We start from the raw sequence: 16,996 nt of genomic DNA, 5'->3' as shown, positions 1-16,996 counted from the left end.
TTTACCGCTGCGCCTTCTGCTCTGCCACGTGCCGGGCGATCAGCACCTTGTAGAGTTCGCGAATACGCTGCGTGACAGGCCCCGCGCCTGTGCCCCCGCCAATCGCTTTGCCATCAATCTCTGCCACGGGTGTCTGCGCCCCGAAAGTCCCAGTCAAAAAGGCTTCGTCCGCCCCATAGGCTTCGTAGAGCGAGTAGTTTTTCTCGCGCACGGGAATGTCATTGGCATGGCAGAGGTCGATCACGGCCTGTCGCGTCACGCCGTTCATGCAGTAGTCGCCCGTGGAGGTCCAAACCTCGCCCCGGCGCACAATGAAGAAGTTGCACGCGTTCGTCGTGTTCACGAATCCATGCGGGTCGAGCATCAGCGCCTCATCGGCACCCGCCTGTTCGGCTTGCAAACAAGCAATCACACAGTTCAGCTTGGAGTGGCTGTTGTACTTCGCATCCTGGGACATCGGCAGACCGCGCACCTGCGGCACCGTGGCCAGGCGCATGCCGCGGCTTTGCAAGCTGTCGACCGGTTTGGAGTGTTCAACAATGGCCACAACGGTCGGGCCTGATCGGCTCAGGCCGGGATGCTGGAAGGGTTTGGCTTTCACACCGCGCGTCACCATGAAGCGGCAATGCGCATCCGTCGTCATGCCATTGGCCTCGGCTGTCGCGTCCAGTGCGGATCGAATTTCCTCACGGCTCATGCCGATGTCGAGCGACACCGCCTTGCAGGAGTCGAACAGCCGGTCCATATGCGCGTCGAAGAATGCCCATACGCCATCGTACAGTCGCAATCCTTCCCACATACCATCCCCCAGCATGAAACCGGAGTCGTAGACCGAAACAAGCGCCTGATCCCTGGGAACAAGAGCGCCGTTCAGGAATATCTGAATGTCCTTGTTGCGGGCATCCTCTTCGGCGTCATGTGTCGAGTGACTCTCGGAACGCTGATCCATATCTCGGCGATACTTTCGTTAGTGCCAGGCGCGCAAAACCGCAGGCACGCGCCTTGTGTTGTAAAAGACTTACCTGATTGACTGGACAGCGGGAAAGCCGAATTCCGCTCCACAGACATATGGGCAAGGATAATGCTGCGAAGAAAAGCCGCCAGCGATCCCCAGAGAACGCCAGCGGCCGCAGAAGGGTTTGGACCCGGCTAGAGCGGCTGGGCCGCGCCGGGGCGATCCGTCAGCCGCATGCCCACAATCATCATGCGCATCGCATCCTCAGCCGCGCGCCGGAGGAGCTTTTCACCTTTGTGAATCGCTTCGTCGAGCGAGCAGGGCCGCTTGATGATCGAAGCAAAGGCGTCAATACCATTGTCCAGTGTTTCCCGCACGCCTTTGCCGATGGTTCCAGCCAGCGCGATTGTCTGGATGCCCTGTTCCCGCGCGCGACGGGCCACCTCGCAGGGGACCTTTCCATAAGGCGACTGGCCATCAAGCGACCCCTCCGCCGTGATCACCAGATCCGCATCTTCCAGCATCTCGTCAAACCTCAGATACTGCATCACGATATCGAAACGCGGGTGCAAGGTTGCCCCGGCAAAAGCAACAAGCCCGGTGCCAAGCCCACCGGAGGCGCCCGATCCATGCGCCGACCCCAGATCGAGACCAGCATGGGACCGGATAACCGAGGCATAGCGCGCAAGACCCGCCTCAAGCGCCTCGACCTGCTGAGGCGATGCACCCTTCTGTGGCCCAAAGACCCGCGCAACGCCCTTTGGTCCCAACAGAACATTATGCCAGTTCACCGCCACATCGATGGAGACCCGCGCGAGGCGCGGGTCGAGCCCACTGGTGTCGATCCGGGCAAGACGCGACAACTCATAGCCACCAAACCCGATCTCCTCTCCGTCGCTGTCAAGCAAGCGTGCACCCAAAGCCTGCGCCATCCCAGCACCGCCGTCGTTGATGCCGCTGTCTCCGCAGCCCACAAGGATGCGGTCCGCACCGTGATCGAGTGCACGCCGGATCAACTCGCCGACGCCGTAGCTTGTCGTCCGGCCAGGGTCCCGCATGGACTTGGGAACGAGGCTCAGCCCAGCCGCAGCGGCCATTTCAAGAACGGCAGTGCGAGGGCCGGATCCTCCCATGAGGCCGAAGAACGACGCGACGGGGTCACCAACCGGGCCCGTCACGGTCGCCTCCTGCAATGTGCCCTGCGTGGCATTTACCAGTGCCTCGGTGAAGCCTTCGCCGCCATCAACCATCGGTGCTTCCAGCACACGCGCGGACGGCAAAGCGCTGCGAACGCCTTCGCTGATGGCACGGGTCACATCATCGACGGACAGGGACTCCTTGAACCCCGACGGGGCAACCAAGATCGTGAAGGTCATCTTATTATCTCCTTGAATTTACTTCATAAAAGGAGAACGATAGCGCTTGGGATTTATTCCCCGCCTGATAAAAGACTTTACGCATCAGGCGGGGTTTCGCCGCTCTATCTCAGCCCAAGGCGGTCGCCCAACTGCCGGATGCCGCGCTGCACGCCGCGCGCAGCCGTGGCAAGGTCCGCCTCGAGTTGCGCCAAGTGATGACTAGCGGCTTTGCGGGCGGGCGTGGCTTCCTGTTGCGTCGGTCGTTCGACCGATCTTGGTCGATCCGGGCGCATTACAGGGCGCAGGCTTTGGGTGGGAACAGGCCCCGCAGCCCCCTCCGCCACCGGCTCTGGAGTTGTCTGCTGGATCACACTCTGCACGGCGACGGGCGCGCGCTCCTCCAGTTGCGCGGGCCAAAGCACCAGCGCAACAACGCAGAGCGGCACGGCAACGGCTGGCATCAACGGCACGGCCAAGCGAAAGAGATCACGTTGGACAAAGGTCGGTTGGTCGAGCGATCCGTAAATCGCCACGGGTTTCGCGCTGGCCATCATCGTCTGGCAGAAGCCGGTCCCCAGCACGGCGACCATCACGATCAGCGCAGGGTCATGCCCAAAGGCTGCAATCGGCAACGCCACCGCCGGGATCAAAACCGCGACGCGTGCGCTGCGCGAGGTGATGACCAAATGACATAGAACCGCGACGAGCGTCATGACACCAACCGCGACAACCCGGTTGCGGACCAACGCCTCGGGCAGTACGGCCATCAGGCCGTTGGCCAGCCACCTGTCTGCACCTGTGCTGATGATCGCATCCGCAATGACGATGGTCGCGGTCAGGTAGAGGATGAGTTCTACATCCACATCGCGAAAAATCTCCTTTGTCTTACGGTCCGTGAAAGGCCGCGCCAGCAGTACCAGCGCACCGCCGAGCGAGATCACCACAATAGAAAGTCCGTGCACCATCGTCGTTGTCCACAGCGCAAGCAATGCGATCAGAACCAAGGCCAGCCGCTTTTGCCGAGCATTTAGCGGGTCGGTTGGCTGGGCCAAAGTGATGTCCGCCCCGCGCAGGTCGGCGGGCACGAACAGCCACAGGATCAAACCTGTGGCCAGAAAGCAGGACAACAACGACACCGGCAGACCGAGCAGGATCCATTCCAGATAACCGATCACTGGCCCCCCGGCGCGCGCGATGGCATCCACCGCGATCAGATGGGCCCCGGCGCCCAGGAGCGAGCCGCCTGCCGATAGCAGGATCACTGTCGGAAACAGAAGCGCAAGCGGGCGGACAAGCCGGGGGTCCGGCAGTTGGCTGGCGAGGGCCAGAAACACCGGTAGCAACAGCGCGGCACGCCCGGAGGTGGACGGGATGAAGAATGCAGTTGATGCGATCAGGACGGTGAGACCATACGATAGCGCACGGAAACACCGAAACGGAACCAGCGCGCGCGCCACCAGATACTCCATCAGCCCACTCGATTTCAGAACCGATGCGATCACGAAAGCCGCGACCAACAGCCAGACCAGATCACGGCCCAGGGCTGCAAAGAGCTGGTCTTCCCGCAGGGTTCCTGTGAGCACAAGCGCCAGAGCCGCCGAAATCGCCACCAGCGAGTCCGGCAGCCGCGTCATGGTCCACCCGAGGATGGCCAGTGCCGTGATCGTCAACGCATTACGTCCGGCAGGCGCGAGTGCGTCCGGGACGCTCCAGAACAGAAACGCTGCGATGGCAGCGAGTGGCAAGGCCAAGAGCTCCGTCCGCGTCAATGGGCAAGTGTACGTGAAGGTTGGAGACAGGGTGAGCGTCGTCATCGGGTTTCCTTCCAAGGCGCTGTTTGCGATTGAAAGGAAAACGAGGCAGGGGGCGGCTTATTCCTGTATGCGTCACAAAAGCTTCACACAAGCGCAGGGTCGCCGATCAGACGGCGCGCGCCCCCAAAAAAGGCGACGCGCGGCATCTTTCTGATGGGTTATGGGAGGCTATTCCAGCAGAGCCGGTTCCGTGCTCAATCGCCCGCTGCAGATCGGCTCGAACTGCACAAGCCCCGCACCGAAAACCTCATCCGGGCCTTCGTCACCAAGGTCGAGCGCGGTGTCGCGCAAGAACGATTTCACATCAGCAACTGTCAGCTCAGGCTGCGCCGACATCAGCATCGCCGCGGCGGCTGTGGCAAACGGCGCGGCGAAGGAGGTGCCTGTCTTGGACCGCACCCCGCGAATGGACGCCGCCGTCCAGACCTCGACACCGGGTGCTGCAAGATCCACGTGCGGCCCGCGCCCCGCGCGGCGATAGATGCGCCCGGACGCATCGACCGCGGTCACCGTCAGCACCGGAGCATAGGCGCCCGGAAACACCGGCTCAGCGCGCGGCCCGTCATTCCCTGCCGCAGAGACGATCAGGATTTCCGCATCGGTCATGCGCGCGACCATCCGCTCGAGCAGAACGTTGTGAGGGCCCGCCAGGCTCATGTTGACCACATCGACCTCGGCCACGGCCAGCTGATCCATAGCCTGCACCAGACTGAACACATCGCTTCGCTCGTCACGGCCCGACTTGTGAAAGGCGTCAATCGCCAGCAGTTCAGCTTCGGGCAACAAGCCATGAGCCCGCCCCGCGCGGGAGCCGATGAGAATTGCGGCCACAGCCGTGCCATGCTGCGCGCCCGAGCCACCTTGCTCGTGCCCTTCGAACGCCAGCACAGACAGGCGTCCACCGTCGAAGGCTTCATGATCCGGGTTGATGCCCGTATCGATCAGGCCAATCCGGGCAGTTGCCTGACGACAGGTCGCAAGCGCCTGTGCCGAAGCGCGCAGGCCTACGAGATCAAAGGAGGCACAATGCAGCCCCTCGCATCCACCTACGATGCCCTCATTGGTCCGGTAGAAATGATTAAAATCCGCCGACTGACCGGACGGGAGCTGCCGGATGGCCTCCAACGCGGCTTCAAGCCCGGTACCGGAGGGGACGCGCAGGCGCCGGACCGTGCTGCCCACGGTTGCGATTTGAGCGGTACGCAGGACCTCATAACCCAGCCCCGTCAGGGTCGCGAGATCAGCGTCCGAAAGGTCCAGCACAACGATTTCATCAGCCGCCCGGCTCGGTGGCGGAGGTGGAGGCGGTGCAGCGCGTTGCGTTGTCCGTGCAGGGGGTGTGCGACCGAACAGGCGATCAAGGAAGTTGCCCTCACCGCTCGACCCGCTGCGCGGGCGACTGTCACGGTCGTCATCATCATCGTCATCATCATCGTCGTCGTCGCTATCATCGCTGTCACTATCGCTGTCACTGTCACTATCGCTGTCACCGTTGTCGCCGTCATCTCCGTCGTCATCATCGGCCCAGGCCAGAGCAGAGATCGGGCTTTCGATCCACACCGCAGGCACGACAAAGGCCACCGCAAAGGACAAGATCAAATGAAACAGAAATCGTTGCATGCCTGGTCTCCATGTCAGCCGCAATCTGCAGGTTCCGGCCTCTGACCGCGCCGCATTCTTGCGCCGCTGTTCAGGATTGCCATAAAGGTAACGGGGCGCTCTCCAGAATATTCCACGCTTTAACGCACGAAAGTTCAACAAAGATGTCAGATACCTTTGCAGATGGCATCATTGCGCTTCTCCCCAACCTCCGACGCTTTGCGATCTCGCTGTGCAGATCGCCGGACACGGCGGATGACCTCGTGCAGATCACGGTCGAACGAGCGTTTAAGGCACGGGAGCAATTCGACCCTGACACGCGGCTCGATGCGTGGTTGTTCCGCATTCTGCGCAACGCCTGGATCGATATGACCCGGCGCAGCAAGACCCGCGGCACGGAGATCGACATCGACGATGCGCCCGATGCCAGCACCGTGGATGGCGCCAAGGTGACCGAGACCGCTCTGATGCTGACATCGGCCAAGGCGGCCATCGAGACATTGCCCGAACCACAGCGCGATGTGATCATGCTCATCTGTGTTGAGGAGCTGAGTTATAAGGAAGCAGCAGAGGTTCTCGAAACCCCCGTTGGGACGGTGATGAGCCGCCTTGCCCGGGCGCGGCTGGCTATCGCGAAAAAACTTGGAATAAACCAGACACCCGCGCGTTCTTCTGACAGCCAAGGAGAGAGCTGAGATGCAACATCCTGAATTTACTGACGAAGAACTGATGGCCTACGCCGATGGCGAGTTGGAAGAAGCCCGCGCGACCGAGCTGGACTTGGCGCTCGCCGAGAGCGCCGTGCTGGCAGATCGGCTTGCGCTTTTCATCAACACGCGGGCGGTGGCCAAGGAGGCCTGGACCCCCGCGCTCGAGGAGCCTGTCCCGGCGCATCTGGTTGAACATGCAAGTGCTCTGGCCGCGCAATCGCAAGACGCTCCCGCCACGGACGACACCGTCGTGGCCTTCCCTCAGGCGCCTAAAGCACCCGAGGCCATGCCCGTCTGGCGCCTGCCACTTGCCGCTGGGTTGGCGTTGGCTGTCGGTCTCGGCGCCGGTCTGACACTGGCGCCTGTGCCGAACACCGGCCTCGGCAGCATCGAGATCGCCGCGCTAAGCGATGCCCGCATTACTACGGCACTCAATACGCTACCGTCTGGTGAAGATGCCGTTCTGGACAATGGCGCACGGATCGCGCCGATCGCGACCTTCTTCGACGGTGCAGAGACCCTCTGCCGCGAGTTTGAGTTCGACCGCGTCGATGGAATGACCATCGTCTCTGTTGCCTGTCAGCGCAATGGCCAGTGGGATGTGCAGATGGCTGTGGCCGCAGCGGCGGCGAGCGAGACCGGCTACGCCCCGGCCTCGTCACTTGATGTGCTCGACGCTTATCTGACCGCGAACGAGGCTGGACCACCCCTCGAACCCGACGCTGAAGCCGCCGCGTTGGACGCTCTGCGCTGATCCGATCTCAATCCAGGACGGCATCGCCTTTGGCACACGCCAAAGGACATTTTTATATTTGAAATCAAATATTTAAACATTCATCTTCCGTTCATGATACTTTACCAAACCGTTCACTGCACCAACAGGATACAGACACATCCGGTGCTTAGGTTGATCCTCGAACGCACTAACCCAAGAGGATGACTGACATGACCGTTCACAGTTTCGATTTCGACCTGACGATGCTTCACCTGAATGCAAAATGGGCTTTCACCACCCGGCGCGTCGATCACGACGATGTGGCCGGTCTCGACCCCGCGGTCGCCCTCGGGGTAGCCGGCGACCTGGTGCTCTGCGAGATCACTGAGATCAACCAGCACCAGAAGATCCAACTCGCCAGTGGGCGTGCATCGACAAGCTATCTCGGCGACAAGGTCGTGCTCTGCATCGGTGACCGCTATGCCCCCGACCAGTTCGAAGGTGCGGCGCGGATCACTGCTAGCGGCGCCGACCTTCTCGCCGGTGGCGGCGTCGTCGGCACCATGGAGCACGCACACGCCCGTATGGTCGAGCCGACCAAGCTGCGGCCCATCGCTCTTCTGACGGATCGCAGCGGCGAGGTGATCAATATCGCTCGCTACGGCCTGCCTGAAACAGACATCCCTCAGCATGTCACGGTGATTGGTGTCTTCGGTGCTTCAATGAACGCGGGCAAGACCACAGCAGCCGTCAGCCTCGCGCATGGCCTGTCGCGCGCCGGGTTCAGCGTCGCAGGGATCAAAGCGACCGGCACGGGCGCCTTCAGCGACTTCAATGCCTTCGAAGATGCTGGCGTGAGCGCGATGGATTTCACCGATGCGGGGATGCCGACAACCTACCGGATGCCGATGGACCGGATCGAGAAAGGGTTCGAGACCCTTGTCGGCACCGCTGCGGAAAACGGCGCCGATATCGTGGTGGTCGAAATCGCAGACGGCGTCTTCCAGCAGGAGACGCAGGAAATCCTCGCAGGATCCAAAATTCGGGACCGGCTGGACGCGATCCTCTTTGCCACACCTGACGCGCTTGGTGCTGTCGGCGGGACGCGGGTTCTGGCGGATCATGGCCTCAAGCCCTTCGCGATGTCCGGCAAGTTGACGCAATCGCCGCTTGCCATGATGGAAGCGCGGGCCGCCACGGGCATCCCGCAGATGTCGCGCGAAGACCTCTGCAACCCGTCGGCTGTCATGGCGGTGGCCCGCCCCTTCCTGCGCACGGCCAAGGCGACCCAACCCGAACCGGCCCTGATCGAAAAGATGACAGCCGCTTGATCCACAAAGCCAAAACCGACACGGAGGGCCGCATATCCCATGCGGCCCTTTGCGCCTTTCGGACCATCTCGGCGAACGGGCTGGGCAGCGGTCATTGGACACCGCATAATTGGGCCGACCTCAGGTGGTCCAGATCGTGGGAAACGGGATCATGAGTATTGCAAATTTGCTGCGCGGTCTGGCCGCCCTGATGCTGATCGTCGCGCTCTGCGGCACCGCGCTCGCCTATTGGACGTCGCAGCGCGCCGCTTTTTTCAATGAGCGCATCAACCTCGCGCATGAATCCTACGAGGTTCACCTCAAGCTGAGCAGCAACACCTACCAGCTCTTCAAGCAATATGGGGACGCGATGCTGATCGGCGACCGCGATGAGGGTATGGGCGAGGCCGAGCTTATCCGCCTGATCCGCCAGAATATCCGGTCGATCCGGGCTCTGATCGGTCAGGAGATCGACTTGGTTGGCGATGAGGAGATCGAAGAGCTTGAGCTTCTGTCGCAAATCGAACGCAAGATCGAAGACCTCATCACGCGCTTCGAAGTGGTACGCAAGGATACCGCGGTGGAGCAGTTCGGTCGCAACTGGACCGGCCTCTCGGTGATGCTGGACGATGATATCGACCGGGATTTCCACTCGATGATCCAGTCCGCCCTCGCAGAAGAGCTGGAGGAAGTTCAGGACACCCGCGCCGCAGCCGAGCAGCATCAGAAAGCGGCGAATACCATCACGCTGTTCCTCGTTATTCTGGCACTTGCTGTCGTGGCCATCGCACTGTGGATCTACACCACCCAGATTGTGCAACCGATGCAGCGGTTGATGAGAGGCGTGAACGCGCTGGCAGAAGGGCGGTTTGATCACCGCATGGCCATCCGCGGTCGCAACGAGATCGCCGAGATTGGCGGGGTGATGGACGATATGGCCGCGACGGTCGAAGCACGAACTCAATCGCTCACCTCGCAGAACACCGAACTCGAGGAAGCCGTGCGCACCCGCACCTCCGAGCTCGAACAACTGCTCCGCAAATCACGGGCCGCCGAGAACGCACGTCGGCAAATGCTGGCCGATGTCAGCCATGAGTTGCGCACGCCGCTGACGATCATTCAGGGGGAAAGCGATGTCGCCCTGCGCGGGGAAGACAAGACGGTCGAGGAATACCGCGAGGCCCTGCGCCGCACGCGCGAGACGGCTAAGCACACCAACCTTCTGGTCAACGATCTCCTGTTCATCTCCCGCGAGGAGGCCGGGCAAACAAAGCTCAAGCGCGAGCGGGTTGACCTGCAAAATCTCGTGCAGGAGGCCGTCGCGGTCTTTGGGCCTGACATCCCCGTGGTCACGGACATCACGCAGGCCGACATGTCGCTGGATGTGTCGCGAATCCGCCAGTGCATCGCAGCGATGATCCAGAATGCCCGCCGCTATGGCGGCCCAGAGATCATCGTCCGGTTGCTGCGCACCGCCAACGGCTATCGGCTCTGTGTCGAAGACAACGGCCCGGGCCTTCCGGACGATGAAAAAGAGAAGGCGTTCGAGCGGTTTTTCCGCGGCTCCAACGCTGCGGACCGCTACGAAGACGGAGCGGGGCTCGGCCTGCCGGTGGTGCGCTCCATCGCCCGGGCGCATGGCGGAAACGCGCTGTTGCAGGATCGCGAGGGCGGCGGACTTTCGAGCATCATGGACCTGCCCCTGACGCCGCCCTTGCGGGTCGTCTCATAAAACTGAAACCGTCCCCGCATAAAAAAATGCCCATACAATCAAGCATAGGGAATAACCTGCGCCGTCGTCCGTTTGCCTGATACCAGGGGCGACAGCAGCGCGCCCGCAAGATATCAGAAGGCGCAGACACATGAATATCCTGTTGATTGAAGACGAGTTGCGCGTGGCGGATTTCGTGCGCCGCGGGCTCAAGGCAGAAGGCTGGGTCGTCGAACATGCAAGCGATGGTGAAGCCGGGCTTGAGATCATGCAGGATCGCGACTTTGACGTGATCATCCTCGATCTCATGCTGCCGGGCATCAGCGGCCAGCAGGTCTGCCAGAAGATGCGCGCCCGGTCGAACACCACGCCTGTCCTGATGCTCACCGCACTCGACAGCACCGATGAACGCGTGGCTGGGCTCCGTCTCGGCGCGGATGACTACTTGCCCAAGCCTTTCGACTTTGACGAGTTGATCGCACGGATTGAGGCCCTGCACCGCCGGGTGATCGGCTATGCCAGCGATGACAACGACGGCAAGCTGCAGCATGAAGGGCTGGTCTATGACAGCGCGGCGATGGTGCTCACCGTGGATGGTGTGGTCGTGGATTTGTCCGCCAAGGAGCGCGAGTTGATCGCGATCCTGATGGCCAGCAAGAACCGCGCGCTCAGCCGTGAGCGCATCCTCAACTCCGTCTGGGGCACGCATGAAGACCCGATGACCAATGTGGTCGACGTCTACATCGGACGGCTGCGCAAGAAGCTGGGGCCCTATGGCGGCCTGATCACAACCGTGCGTGGCGCAGGCTATCGGTTCGGCTGAGGCACCTGGCCTCTGTTCAGCAATCTCAGAAATGAATGAGCGCGTCTCGGGCGCGGGAGTCAGCCCCCGAGACGCGCGGGCGCCCACATCAGCTGGTCAGATCGAGATCGACCAGCAGATCGTCCGGGGCGCCGGTGTCGACAATGCGACCGTCCTCGACGAGCCAGAGCACATCCATCATCCGGGCAATACACATATTGTGCGTGATCAGCAGCGTGGTCGCGCCACACCCTTCGACCAGGGCACGCACCAGCTCCGGACCATCTTGGTCCAGCGCGTCATCGGGCTCGTCCAGGAGCAGCAACCGCGGCTTGGTGAGCGCTGCGCGGGTCAACAGCACGCGGCGCAACTCGCCAGCCGAAAGGTTCCGCCCACCCTCTGCCACGGTACCATCAAGGCCACCGAGGCGCCGGATCACCTTCTCCAAGCCGAAGATCTGCGACTGCTGCAGGATTTCGGCATCGGTCGGGCGCCCCTGCACACCCATCGTCAGCGCGCGACGCAACGAGCCCTTGAGCACCGGTGAACGCGCGCCGATCAGTGCGATCATCTCACGGCGCTCGCGCGGGGTCAGCGCAGCAGGAGAGAGTTCGCCGAGCAGCACGTCACCGCACGCCGGGTGTTCCAGACCCGCGGCGAGGCTGAGCAAGGTGGACTTGCCCGCGCCGTTGGCACCGATGATGCCAATCGTCTGACCAGGAAGCGCCGTAGCGGTCACATTGGTGAGCGCACCGGAAGAGACATTGGAAAAGATCAGGTTCGGGGGCGCCTTCGGCAGGCTGGCGTCCTCGGCGCGCTCGATCTCGAGCTTGGGGACATTCAGCAGGTTGAGGCATTTCTCCCGCGCGGTCTGCCAGGCTCGGTGCCTGTCCCAGACCCCAGCCAGCTCGCGCATCGGTTGGACCATCAGCCCCACGGCGGCCAGCGCACCGGCAGCCTCCGCCGCGGGCAAGCCGCGCGTCAGCGCCACACAAAACACACATGCGGCGACGGCCCCCGAAATGACATCCGGGATCGCCCGCAAGAGCGCCGCGCCCCGGGCCCGAGCGAGGGCCGCATCGACAAGCTTGTCGGTGCGCGCCTGCAATCTGCGGGTTTCGATCTGCATCCGACCAAGCAGGCGCAACTCTGGCGCATGCGGAATGCGCTCGCTCATGTCGGCGGCAAGGCGCGCCCGGCGCGCCCGCAGGCGCCGGTGCGCCGGGCCAAGGCGCGGCCCTAGGATCGCCGAAAGCAGCAGCCCGGCCGCCATGGGCACGGCAACCGCAAGGCCAATCTCGACGTTCATGTAGAAGAGCACCGCCGTCGCCATCGGCAGCACCACAAGCGCCGAGATCATCCGCGCGAGCCCAAGACTGACCCAGGCCCGCACCGCCGTCAGATCGCCCACAAACCGGAGCGCAAGCGCGCCATTGCGCCGCGCGGCGAGGTCACGAGCCGAGACCCGCGCCATGTGTTTGAAGAGCTTGATGCGCAGTGCCGCGGCAAAGTGCTGGCCGACCTTTTCGGCAGTCAGCCGTTCGAAAAACCGCAGCACACCGATGGCAACACCGGTCGCGGCCAGCACGATCAGGGCCAGCATTGGCAACGCGGAAGAGGGCTCGCGAAACGCGGCAAAAATATCTCTGGTGGCAAAGGCCGCTAGGCCCGTCGCCGCCGCTTGGCCGAGCGCAAGCGCAACCAACAGGGCCAAGCCTCGACGGCGCCCGCCACCGGTGATCCTGGGCAGCGCGCTCATTGCACCACCTCTACGGTCGGCGAGGCTGCGACGCTGCTATGGGTGACACAGGCCCGCCGCGCCTCTGCAGAGCAGGTTCCGAGACACTTCTGCTCCACAACATCTTCGGGCCGGTCCGGAACGACAATCCGATCAAGCCCGCCCGCCGTCACGCAGGTTTCAAAGTCATGGCCGCACCCGGGCAGCACGTGCAAGGCGATGTCAGGGCGGACCTTCAGCTCTTCCGCCGCACGGAGCACCGCGCGGGTCCAGCGCCGGGCACGGGCTAGGCGATGCCGCCCTTGCTGTGCGTCGATTGCCGGTCCGCTGCGGGTGTTTCTGTCGCGCTGGCAATCCCGTTCACCGACTGTCACCCGCATGGGGATGGACAGGAACCGATCAAGGCTCGCCACCATCCGGTAGCTCCACTCGTCAGAGTGATCAGGCCGCGGCCAAAGCCCATAGGGGTACGAGGCAGCGTCCGGAAAGGTATACCAACCGGGCGATGCGATGCTCAGCCGCGCGACCCGCTCGGGGTGCAGCATCGCAAAGCGATGGGCGAATTGCGCGCCGCCCGAAAATCCAAAAAGCTCGATCTGCTCAGAAAAAACCACGCCCTCGCGACGCAGCATCAACAAAAGATCGAGCAGCGCCAGATCGGCGCGCCCACAGAGAACCGCCTGCTGGTAGCCAAGCCAATTGGCCTTGTCGAAAACCGGCGCGATCACCGGGCGCCCCTGCGCCGCCGCGCGGTGAGCAAAGAGGGCCGCCTGAAGATCGGCCCCACGGCGGATGCCATGCACGGCCACCAGCGGCGGCGCACCGCGCGCAATGGTCTGAGGGAGTGCCAGCCAGCACGCCAGACCCGCCCGTCCGACGCCAGGCCGAAAGACAAGCCGGTAGGTCTGGCCCGGAAAAGAACTGGAACGAACACACATGACTGGCACTCCTTTTTTCAAGATTGGATCAGGCGGCGCTGCCCAGAACATCCTCGGCCAGATGCGCGGGCAGCATGTCAAAGATCATGTGAATCCGGTCCTGATCCCCGTCGTTGTTGGCCTCGTGCATCTGGTCGTTGTCGAACCACCAGAGCTCGCCCTGCTGCATGCGCACCTCTTCATCGCCCGCTTTCATCCAAGAGCCATGGGTCGAGGTCAGCACGAAATGATAGCGGTTGCGCACGCGGTAGTACTCGCCACGGTCGATGTGCGGATAGACGCGTTTGCCTGCTGGCAGGCACACGATCTTGGCGCGACCGAGAATGCTATCCTGCTCCTCGGCAAACTGTTCCAGAAAGGCGCGGGCAACGGGGTACTGCGCCGACCCGGTGGTCCAGCGGCTTTCATGCACGTCACGGCGCGCGCGCCCACGGATGGCAGACTTGCGCAGGCCGCGCAACGGGATGGCCTTGGCCTCACGCTGGACCGGGATCTTGTCCTGGCGGCCGGTCGACATGTCCCAGGCGTCGGCGATGCCGCTGATCTCCTCCAGAAACGGAGCGGGGTCGATTTCAGATTTCAAACGTTTGAAGTATTTCATTTGGATCTCCTCTCAGGCTGGGCGACATGGGAACCGCACGTGGTGAACGACCGCCACGATTGACCTGAAGGTCGGCGGCGGCTATGTCTGAAAGATGAGAGGGGGCGCCCAGTTTATCAACCAAGATACTGATTTTAATGGTAAATTCATTCCGCCTTAACGGCGCTTTCACCTAACGTTCATGCGGGTGTCAGGACAGGGTGATGCAGGGTGTTTTCGCCGCTCAAACGGGCCTTCGCGCGCGCACGCCACCGACGAATCGAGTCAAGACACAAGCCACCGGAACATGGCCTACCAGGTGAAAAGCTCGATGTCCGACGCAGCGAGGGCATAGCCCGTATCGGCGATGTCGGTGGCCTGCAGGTGCGTCCGCATTGTCCCGGTGACCCAGACGGCATCCCACAGCTGGTTGCTCGGCCAAGGGGTTTCGGTGTTCACGAAGACAAGCTGGTTGGGCGGTGGCGGCGGCACGTGAATGCAGGCCCCCACATAGGGCACCAGAAGAAAGGCGCTGACCCCCTCGGCGCCAAATTCCATCGGGATGATATAGCCCGGCATCCTGATGTAAGCGCCATTGAGCGCCTCGTTCAGCTTGGTCGCGTTCGCGTCGTAGATCGGGTTCCAGGTGTCGTTGATCACGTCCATCGCACCCTCGCCGATGATCTCGGCATAGGGCACGCCTGGAGGGATAAGATCATCCCAGCTGGTCTCGCGCGGCGTTGCAGCCCACACAGGGACGGGCAACGCCGTACCGGCCAGCCCGGTGGCAATCAGATGTCTGCGGGTCACTCGGCTCATGTCCGCACCATCATACCATCTGCCAGCGACAGGCGATAGGCCCGGAGCGCTGGCACGAGGCTCACAAGTGCGCCAGCGCTCACAACGCCGACCAGCACCAGACCCTCGCGCAGCGATGGCGCCTCGATGGGCAACCAGAGGCCATAGGCGCTGTCGATGATCGGTTGCATCACGCTCAGACCGACATAGAGCAGACCCAGCCCAAGGATCGCGCCCACCGCCGCCGTCAGCGCCGCTTCCAGCACCAGAAGCCCCACGATGGTCAGCGGTCGTGCCCCCATCGCGCGCAAAATCGCCATCTCGCGCCGCCTCTCGTTCAGGCTGGAAAAGATCGTCGCCATCATGCCGATCAGCGCGGTAACCACGACCATGGCCGAAACACCGAGCAGCGCGGTCTCTGCGACCCCCACAATGGCCCACAGCTCCTGCAGCGCCACGCCGGGCAACACCGCCAGAAGGGGCTCATCGGGGTAGGTGTTGATCGCCCGCTGCAGCGAGAAGGTCTGTAGCGGGCTGCTCACCCCTACAAGTGCCGCGGTCACCGCCTTTGGCGTGAGGTCCATCTCCCGGATCACTGCGACGGGGGTTGATTGGCCGGGGATCTGCGCGCCATTGCGCCAATCCACGTGGATCGCCTCAATCGCTTCCATGCTTACGATCACCGTCCGGTCCACCGGCGTGCCGGTCTTTTCCAGGACGCCCGACACTCGGAACGGCTGGTCCTTGTGCTCGGTGAAGGACGCGATGCCATGGGCCACCACAATCGGGTCGTCAACGCCATAATTCAGCGTCGCCGCCACATCGGCTCCGATCACCGCATCGAAGAGATCACCAATCAGCGCACCTTCCCGGACCTGAAGAGACCGCCCGCCACGGTACTTGTACCGGTCAAAAAACGCGTCACTTGTGCCCATCACGCGGAACTGTCGATGACTGTCCCCCAGCGAGATCGGCACAATCCAGTCCACCTGCGGTTGGGCAGCGATGTCCTGATAGCTTTCCCAGGTGATGTTGTTCGTCGCGTTCCCGATGCGGAAAACGGAATAAAGCAAAAGCTGCACCGAGCCCGAGCGCGCCCCGATGATCAGATCCGTGCCCGAGATCGTATCGGCGAAGCTTGCCTTCGCGCCCGTGCGGACTTTTTCGACCCCGAGAAACAAAACCACCGAGAGCGCGATGGCCAAAACGGTCATGCTCACCGTCAACGCCCGCGCCCCGAGCGAGCCGATGGCCAGCCGCAGGATCATGCCGCCTGCCGCTCGATCTGCGCAATGTCTTCCATCCGCAGCACCCGGTCGAACCGGTCGGCCAGCCGCGGGTCATGGCTGACCATCAGCAGGGTCGTGCCATGCGCCTGAACCTGCGCGAACAGCAGATCGAGAAAGGCCGATTGACTGCCCGCGTCCAGCGCCGATGTCGGCTCATCCGCGATCACGATTGGCGGTCGCCCAATGAGCGCACGCGCCACGGCCACACGCTGCTGCTGGCCGACGCTCAGCGTCGCCGCTTTCGCGTTGGTGATGCCCGGTGGCAGCCCAAGCGCCTCACACAGGGCAACGGCTTCGGCCTTGCCATTTCCCACCCGCTTGCGTCTTTCGGGCGCAAACCGGATCGGCAGAAGGATATTGTCCAGCACCGAGCCGAACGGCAACAGGTTGAACTGCTGAAAGATCATCCCGATCTGTTCGACGCGAAAGCGGTCCCGGGCGCTGCCGGACAACGCTGCGATGTCCTGTCCGGCAACAGCAACCTGCCCAGTATCCGCCAGAACCGTTCCACAGATCAGCGACAGCAAGGTCGATTTGCCAGACCCGCTTTCGCCTAGAAGCAGGACCGTCTCGCCCGCCAGGATATCGAGCTCCGAGATGGACAGAGAGAACCCTGCGCGCGCTTTCCAGCGAAAACGCACACCCCGAAGCGCGAGCATGGCAGCGGGCGAGGCCACGC

Annotated in this window: 15 protein-coding genes; 5 read left to right on the top strand and 10 right to left on the bottom strand. The window is 62.7% G+C overall.

Going from position 1 to position 16,996, the window contains the following annotated elements:
- Position 1: 1 nt before the first annotated feature.
- The 4 genes from ACVC7O_RS01460 to ACVC7O_RS01445 all read right to left on the bottom strand — a co-directional run bounded on the left by ACVC7O_RS01460 (position 2) and on the right by ACVC7O_RS01445 (position 5,747).
- Positions 2-949, bottom strand: coding sequence for a D-amino acid aminotransferase (locus ACVC7O_RS01460; protein WP_458324336.1), 948 nt, complete (start codon positions 947-949; stop codon positions 2-4).
- Between the two features lie 200 nt (positions 950-1,149).
- Positions 1,150-2,331 (bottom strand): glycerate kinase, encoded by a 1,182-nt coding sequence (locus ACVC7O_RS01455; RefSeq protein WP_458324335.1) that lies wholly within the window; start codon positions 2,329-2,331, stop codon positions 1,150-1,152.
- A 104-nt stretch (positions 2,332-2,435) separates the two neighbouring features.
- A complete protein-coding gene (locus tag ACVC7O_RS01450; RefSeq protein WP_458324334.1) occupies positions 2,436-4,127 on the bottom strand; it encodes an SLC13 family permease in 1,692 nt (563 codons plus the stop codon).
- A 168-nt stretch (positions 4,128-4,295) separates the two neighbouring features.
- Entirely contained in the window at positions 4,296-5,747 is a 1,452-nt protein-coding gene (locus tag ACVC7O_RS01445) for a S8 family serine peptidase (protein ID WP_458324333.1), read from the bottom strand.
- Between the two features lie 143 nt (positions 5,748-5,890).
- Here ACVC7O_RS01445 and ACVC7O_RS01440 point away from each other — a divergent pair, with 143 nt between their 5' ends.
- From ACVC7O_RS01440 to ACVC7O_RS01420, 5 genes are all read left to right on the top strand, one after another.
- Positions 5,891-6,421, top strand: coding sequence for an RNA polymerase sigma factor (locus tag ACVC7O_RS01440; protein WP_458324332.1), 531 nt, complete (start codon positions 5,891-5,893; stop codon positions 6,419-6,421).
- A 1-nt stretch (position 6,422) separates the two neighbouring features.
- Entirely contained in the window at positions 6,423-7,190 is a 768-nt protein-coding gene (locus ACVC7O_RS01435; RefSeq protein WP_458324331.1) for an anti-sigma factor family protein, read from the top strand.
- A 191-nt stretch (positions 7,191-7,381) separates the two neighbouring features.
- Positions 7,382-8,482: a hypothetical protein gene (locus tag ACVC7O_RS01430; RefSeq protein ID WP_458324330.1), complete on the top strand. Its 1,101-nt coding sequence runs from the start codon at positions 7,382-7,384 to the stop codon at positions 8,480-8,482.
- A 151-nt stretch (positions 8,483-8,633) separates the two neighbouring features.
- Positions 8,634-10,193, top strand: coding sequence for an ATP-binding protein (locus ACVC7O_RS01425; protein WP_458324329.1), 1,560 nt, complete (start codon positions 8,634-8,636; stop codon positions 10,191-10,193).
- A gap of 130 nt (positions 10,194-10,323) precedes the next feature.
- Positions 10,324-10,995, top strand: a complete 672-nt coding sequence (locus tag ACVC7O_RS01420; RefSeq protein WP_458324328.1) for a response regulator transcription factor — start codon at positions 10,324-10,326, stop codon at positions 10,993-10,995.
- Positions 10,996-11,083: 88 nt separating this feature from the next.
- Here ACVC7O_RS01420 and ACVC7O_RS01415 read toward each other — a convergent pair whose 3' ends face one another.
- The 6 genes from ACVC7O_RS01415 to ACVC7O_RS01390 all read right to left on the bottom strand — a co-directional run bounded on the left by ACVC7O_RS01415 (position 11,084) and on the right by ACVC7O_RS01390 (position 16,994).
- Entirely contained in the window at positions 11,084-12,733 is a 1,650-nt protein-coding gene (locus ACVC7O_RS01415) for an ATP-binding cassette domain-containing protein (protein WP_458324327.1), read from the bottom strand.
- Positions 12,730-13,650 carry an alpha/beta fold hydrolase gene (locus ACVC7O_RS01410; RefSeq protein WP_458324326.1) on the bottom strand — a complete coding sequence of 307 codons (921 nt, stop codon included), beginning with the start codon at positions 13,648-13,650 and terminating at the stop codon, positions 12,730-12,732. Before ACVC7O_RS01410 ends, ACVC7O_RS01415 begins: the two co-directional genes overlap by 4 nt.
- Positions 13,651-13,678: 28 nt before the next feature.
- Entirely contained in the window at positions 13,679-14,251 is a 573-nt protein-coding gene (locus tag ACVC7O_RS01405) for an aspartyl/asparaginyl beta-hydroxylase domain-containing protein (RefSeq protein ID WP_458324325.1), read from the bottom strand.
- A 291-nt stretch (positions 14,252-14,542) separates the two neighbouring features.
- Entirely contained in the window at positions 14,543-15,049 is a 507-nt protein-coding gene (locus ACVC7O_RS01400; protein WP_458324324.1) for a DUF3299 domain-containing protein, read from the bottom strand.
- The gene (locus ACVC7O_RS01395; RefSeq protein ID WP_458324323.1) at positions 15,046-16,296 is read right to left on the bottom strand and encodes an ABC transporter permease; all 1,251 of its coding nucleotides are present in this window, start codon (positions 16,294-16,296) and stop codon (positions 15,046-15,048) included. The genes ACVC7O_RS01400 and ACVC7O_RS01395 overlap by 4 nt, the downstream gene beginning before the upstream one ends.
- Entirely contained in the window at positions 16,293-16,994 is a 702-nt protein-coding gene (locus tag ACVC7O_RS01390) for an ABC transporter ATP-binding protein (RefSeq protein ID WP_458324322.1), read from the bottom strand. Before ACVC7O_RS01390 ends, ACVC7O_RS01395 begins: the two co-directional genes overlap by 4 nt.
- Between the last annotated feature and the right edge of the window lie 2 nt (positions 16,995-16,996).

The organism is Roseobacter cerffii (assembly GCF_054226325.1).
This window is presented reverse-complemented; position numbering and strand designations above follow the sequence as displayed.